Source organism: Acidisphaera sp. L21 (assembly GCF_009765685.1).
GTDB lineage: Bacteria > Pseudomonadota > Alphaproteobacteria > Acetobacterales > Acetobacteraceae > LMUY01.
In genome coordinates this window covers 130687-135291 of the sequence record NZ_LMUY01000114.1, presented here as the reverse complement: position 1 = coordinate 135291, position 4605 = coordinate 130687, and the positions used below count along the sequence as shown (strand labels likewise).

Here is a 4605-nt window from a genome sequence, read left to right as displayed (position 1 = left end):
TCGGTGGCAGCGACGTGATCGACATCACCAACCTCAACTTCGCCCTCGCCACGCCGCTCGCCTACTCGGGCAACACCACCGCCGGCGCCCTCACCGCCACCGACGGCACCAACTCCGCAACCATCAACTTCACCGGAAACTACACCACCGCAAACTTCAAACTCGCCGACGATACCCATGGCGGCTCACTCATAACCTTCGTGAACCACTGACGCAGGGGCGCCGCTGTCTGTTGAATCGCGTCCGCAACTGGGCTCTCCCGCAAACTTCGTGCTCTTTTTTGTCACGCAACATGCAGAACGCGAGCTCGAAGAAGCGGGAAGCCAGCTCGGCCAAACATGGTGCGCTTCAGCATTTTCAGGAGATTGATTTGGCCCTCCACCGGACTTGTGGACCATGGTAAATCAAGGGCCGCTTGGATTGCTGAGAAGTCACGACGCAGTCTCTCCGCGAAAATCGCTCGAAGGCAGGTGCCGGACAGACCTGAACGACCTTGTGTTTTGACGCGTCAAAGAGTTCGGGCTAGCGTAGATTCTACCAAGGGGAGCCCCGGAGGGGGCTGAGAGGCCATTGTGCGGGACCCCGCGCGCGTGGCGACCCTTAGAACCTGATCCAGGTCATGCTGGCGAAGGGATGGAGGTAGTCGTGCATGTGACGGTAGTAGGCGCAGGTGTCGCCGGGCTGACAACGGCGTTGGCCCTCGCCAAGGGTGGCGCTATTGTGACGGTGGTCGAAGCTGGCACTAGCCTAGGTGTCAACTCGTGTTCGCGCTACGCCGGTGGTATGCTGGCGCCCTGGTGTGAGGCAGAGAGCGCCGAGCCTCTAGTGACACGGTTGGGCCAGGAGGCACTCGCCTATTGGCCTGCTGTCCATACCGCTACAGAGCAGCGCGGCAGCCTCGTTCTCGCGCCTGCACGCGACACCCCCGATCTTGAACGCTTCGCACGCCGAACCACCGAACATGCGCTGTTGGATGCGGACGCGATCGCTGCGCTGGAGCCCGACCTCGCCGGACGCTTCCGAACCGCCCTGTTTTTCTCGAGGGAGGGACATCTTGATCCCCGCGCGGCCCTTATCTCCCTTGCGGCGGCAGTGACCCGGCAGGGGGTTGAGATCCAGTTCGGCACGGCTTTCGAGATGGGGACGCTGGCTGGGGGGACGGTTGTGGACTGCCGAGGCTTCTCCGCGACGGACCGGCTACGCGATCTGCGCGGGGTAAAGGGCGAAATGCTCATTTTACGCTGCCCGGGCGTCTGTCTGTCACGGCCCGTGCGGCTGTTGCACCCGCGCTTTCCGCTCTACATCGTGCCGCGCGGCGATGGCATCTTCATGATCGGCGCCACGATGGTTGAAAGCGGGGAGCGCCACCGGGTCACCGCACGGTCGGTGGTGGAGTTGCTCAACGCGGCATACACTCTGCACCCTGCCTTCGCCGAGGCAGAGATCCTGGAAATGGGCGCTGACGCGCGGCCTGCCTTTCCCGACAATCTTCCCCGGGTCCGCAGCAGCGGCGGAGTCGTATCGGTGAATGGCCTGTTTCGCCACGGCTTCCTGCTGTCCCCCGCACTCGCCCGGCGTGCCGCGGACTACATTCTACATGGCATACAAGATCCGGAGGTGTGGGATGAAAATCCTTGTCAATAGTGAAGAGCGTGACATTGCGGGGCCAACCCTCGCCACGGCTTTAGACGAGCTGGGTTACACCTGCGCCGTCATCGCGACGGCGCTCAATGGCAGATTTGTGCCGGCCCGACGCCGCGCGGAGGTAATATTGCGCGACGGGGACCAGCTGGAACTGCTGGCCCCGATGCAAGGGGGCTGAGCGATGGAGCTTTACGGCGTCACCGTCGGTTCGCGCCTGTTGCTCGGGACCGCGCAATACCCCTCGCCTGCCATCCTCGCTGATGCGGTCCGGCAATCAGGGGCCGAGATCGTGACCGTGTCGTTGCGCCGGGAATCCGGGAACGAGCGCAATGGACAGGGTTTCTGGTCGCTCGTTCGCGATCTTGGCGTGCGGGTCCTCCCGAACACTGCCGGGTGCCACACCGCCCGAGAGGCCATCACCACGGCACAGATGGCACGGGAGGTCTTCGAGACGAATTGGATCAAGCTCGAGGTGATCGGCAACCACGATACGCTGCAGCCGGACGTCTTCGGTCTAGTCGAAGCCGCGCGAAGCCTATCGGCAGACGGGTTCGAGGTTTTCCCCTACACGACCGAGGATCTAGTGGTCGGCGAACGGTTACTGGACGCTGGGTGTCGGGTGCTCATGCCCTGGGGGGCGCCGATCGGCTCCGGCCGCGGCCTCAACAATGTCTATGGCCTGCGGATGATGCGGGCGCATTTCCCCGATGTGCCGCTGGTGGTGGATGCAGGCATCGGTCTCCCCTCCCAGGCAGCGCAAGCGATGGAGCTGGGCTACGACGCCATTCTGCTGAACACCGCCGTGGCCCGGGCGGGGAAGCCCGCCCAGATGGCCCACGCATTCGCACAGGCAATCGCCGCTGGGCGGGAGGCCTATATAGCCGAGCCGATGCCGATGCGTGACATGGCATCGCCGTCGACACCCGTTCTTGGCATGGCAATGCTGTAGTGGGTGCCTTTTAGCAGTCTAGCGACGGTGCCGCGTGTCAGGTGAAGTAGAGCAATTGGGCCTGCGGCAAATGGCGGGCGACACTCGGCTCCAGGCTGGTGCGCAAATCAGCCATCAGCGCTTTGGGGACGACATCGTAGCCGAACCAAACTTGGTGAACTTTCGATTACGCAAAGCTGGATTGAACCTAGTCTTCGAACGTTATGGAAAGTCGCCTATCGCACGAGTTTGAAAGTCCACTATCGTACTGGCGCACTATTAAATGTTATAGATTGCCGCGCGTAGCGAGGCATGGTGACTAGATCCTGAGACCGAGTGTACGATGACCTGTTCGCTGCGCGCGTGCCCGTGTAGGCCTCTTCGCCAAGGTGGACCGGCAGCACATTTGGCGACAGGCCTGCGAACAGGCCAAACACTCCCCAAACGGCGTATCTGTCGCTCTATTACCACCGCCTCGCATAACTGGAGGCCGTGTGGCGCAGGATACCGCGCGCGTGGATTACCACGTCGGATCATATCGGTTCTAGGATTTGGAGGGCCTGCCTGACCGATGCCAAAAGCATCGAGCGATCATATAAATCCGTCAGCGACGCCCACATTAGTGCCCTGGTTCCGATGCAGCCGGCATGGCTCCGAACGCCGGGCTACCGCCACCACGTAGTAAAGTCCTCCCATTCCCTACAGCATGCTCGCAGAGTAGCCATCTGAAAGCGTTGCTTAGGACAGTAGTGCTGCCAAAACGGCATCCGTGGGCAAAAGGGTTTGGGCTGAAAGGCGGGCTCTACTAACTTTGCCGTCGTAAAGCGTGTGCCGGTGTAAGCGCGGCGACAAGGATCGGGCCGTCGGGCGGCCGGAACCGGGGCGAAGCTAAAGTCGGACATGACGGGGACAAACCCATCGTGCGCGCGAATGTAGATCGTCATAGGGGCCGGCAGATAACGATCGCGGGATCGGCAGAGTTTGCGGCCATGCGTCGAACGGCTTGCTTACCGATCGGCTTGCCATCGAGAAAATCCGCCCGGAGAGCCTTCAAGACAACGATAGTGTCACTTCTCGGAGCAAATCGTGCAGAGCGTTGCCAACATTCCAGTCCTAAATGGCCATCTTCAGCACACCGCCGCTCTGCCGTTAAACTCGCGCCAGTGTGCTAACTCGCTAGAACGTTAGTGCACTGTCTAGCTGGTCCGAGTTTTGAACTGATGGACATGCTGGCTTGGATAACAGGGCTGTCACGCATGTTATGTTGACACCCATCCCGGCGAGCGTAACCGTTCGTCACGCCCTCAACCACATGGAACCACAGCATGGGCCCTTCCTTCGCCGGCAACCGCGCGCTGATTGTGGCCGTGCCCTGGCTGTGGCTCTACGCCAGCCTATCCACCCCCAGTTGTTCTTAATCCCGGGATGAGTAATCCTCTTATTGGCCAAGTGGCCGTGGTCACCGGCGCTGGCGGCGGCATCGGCGGTGCCATAGCCCTGGCGTTTGCGAATGCTGGCGCTCGTGTTGCCTGTGTCGATCTGGCCGCGCCAGAAACGATTATAGCCAGCCTGCCGGACACGATGGGCTTGGCACTTGCAGCCGACGTTAGCGTCGAGGCCGACACGTTGCGAGCCGCTGCGGCGGCAATCGCGGTATGGGGCCGCATCGACGTGCTGGTGAATGGCGCTTCGCCAGATGACCCGGATGGCGACGTGCTCGCCCTGGACCCGGCCGACTGGGCCCGCGTATTCGCCGTTCACGTCACGGGAGCTTATCTGATGAGCCGCGCTGTGTTGCCTGCGATGATAGCCGGGGGGGCCGGGTCTATCATTCATATTGCCTCACAAATGGGCCATGTCGGTGCGCCAGGCCGGCCGTCTTATTGCGCGGCCAAAGGTGCTCTCATCCAGTTGGCACGCGCCATGGCGTTGGACCACGCGAAGGACAACGTGCGCGTTAACTCGCTGTCGCCGGGTGCGGTCGAGACGCGGCGGATGGTGCTGCGCCACGGCTCAATGGAGCAGGCACGTGC

The 4605-nt window shown here is 62.0% G+C and carries 5 protein-coding genes, 1 pseudogene and 1 riboswitch; of the genes and pseudogenes, 5 read left to right on the top strand and 1 reads right to left on the bottom strand.

The features are described from left to right. Positions 1 to 212, top strand: a 212-nt coding sequence (locus GSQ76_RS22505) for a hypothetical protein (protein ID WP_216851226.1), incomplete at its 5' end; no start/stop codon positions are given. A 71-nt stretch (positions 213 to 283) separates the two neighbouring features. Here the strand turns inward: GSQ76_RS22505 and GSQ76_RS32840 are convergent. After that, positions 284 to 454 (bottom strand): annotated as a pseudogene (locus GSQ76_RS32840) (ISL3 family transposase); the annotation flags it as partial. A gap of 76 nt (positions 455 to 530) precedes the next feature. Continuing rightward, a riboswitch (TPP riboswitch) is annotated at positions 531 to 651 on the top strand. On the opposite strand from GSQ76_RS32840, the gene thiO reads away from it, so the two are divergent. The 4 genes from thiO to GSQ76_RS22485 all read left to right on the top strand — a co-directional run. Further along, positions 646 to 1644 carry a glycine oxidase ThiO gene (gene thiO / locus GSQ76_RS22500; protein WP_158746351.1) on the top strand — a complete coding sequence of 333 codons (999 nt, stop codon included), beginning with the start codon at positions 646 to 648 and terminating at the stop codon, positions 1642 to 1644. It overlaps the preceding riboswitch by 6 nt. Beyond that, entirely contained in the window at positions 1625 to 1822 is a 198-nt protein-coding gene (gene thiS / locus GSQ76_RS22495; protein WP_158746350.1) for a sulfur carrier protein ThiS, read from the top strand. Before thiO ends, thiS begins: the two co-directional genes overlap by 20 nt. Before the next feature lie 3 nt (positions 1823 to 1825). After that, entirely contained in the window at positions 1826 to 2593 is a 768-nt protein-coding gene (locus GSQ76_RS22490; protein WP_158746349.1) for a thiazole synthase, read from the top strand. Positions 2594 to 3997: 1404 nt separating this feature from the next. Then, positions 3998 to 4605: SDR family NAD(P)-dependent oxidoreductase (locus GSQ76_RS22485; RefSeq protein ID WP_216851224.1), on the top strand; the 608-nt coding region annotated here is incomplete at its 3' end.

Bases quoted from the DNA above. Each gene is read 5' to 3' on its own strand.
- thiS (WP_158746350.1), top strand. From the start codon at position 1,625: ATGAAAATCCTTGTCAATAGTGAAGAGCGTGACATTGCGGGGCCAACC.
- GSQ76_RS22490 (WP_158746349.1), top strand. From the start codon at position 1,826: ATGGAGCTTTACGGCGTCACCGTCGGTTCGCGCCTGTTGCTCGGGACC.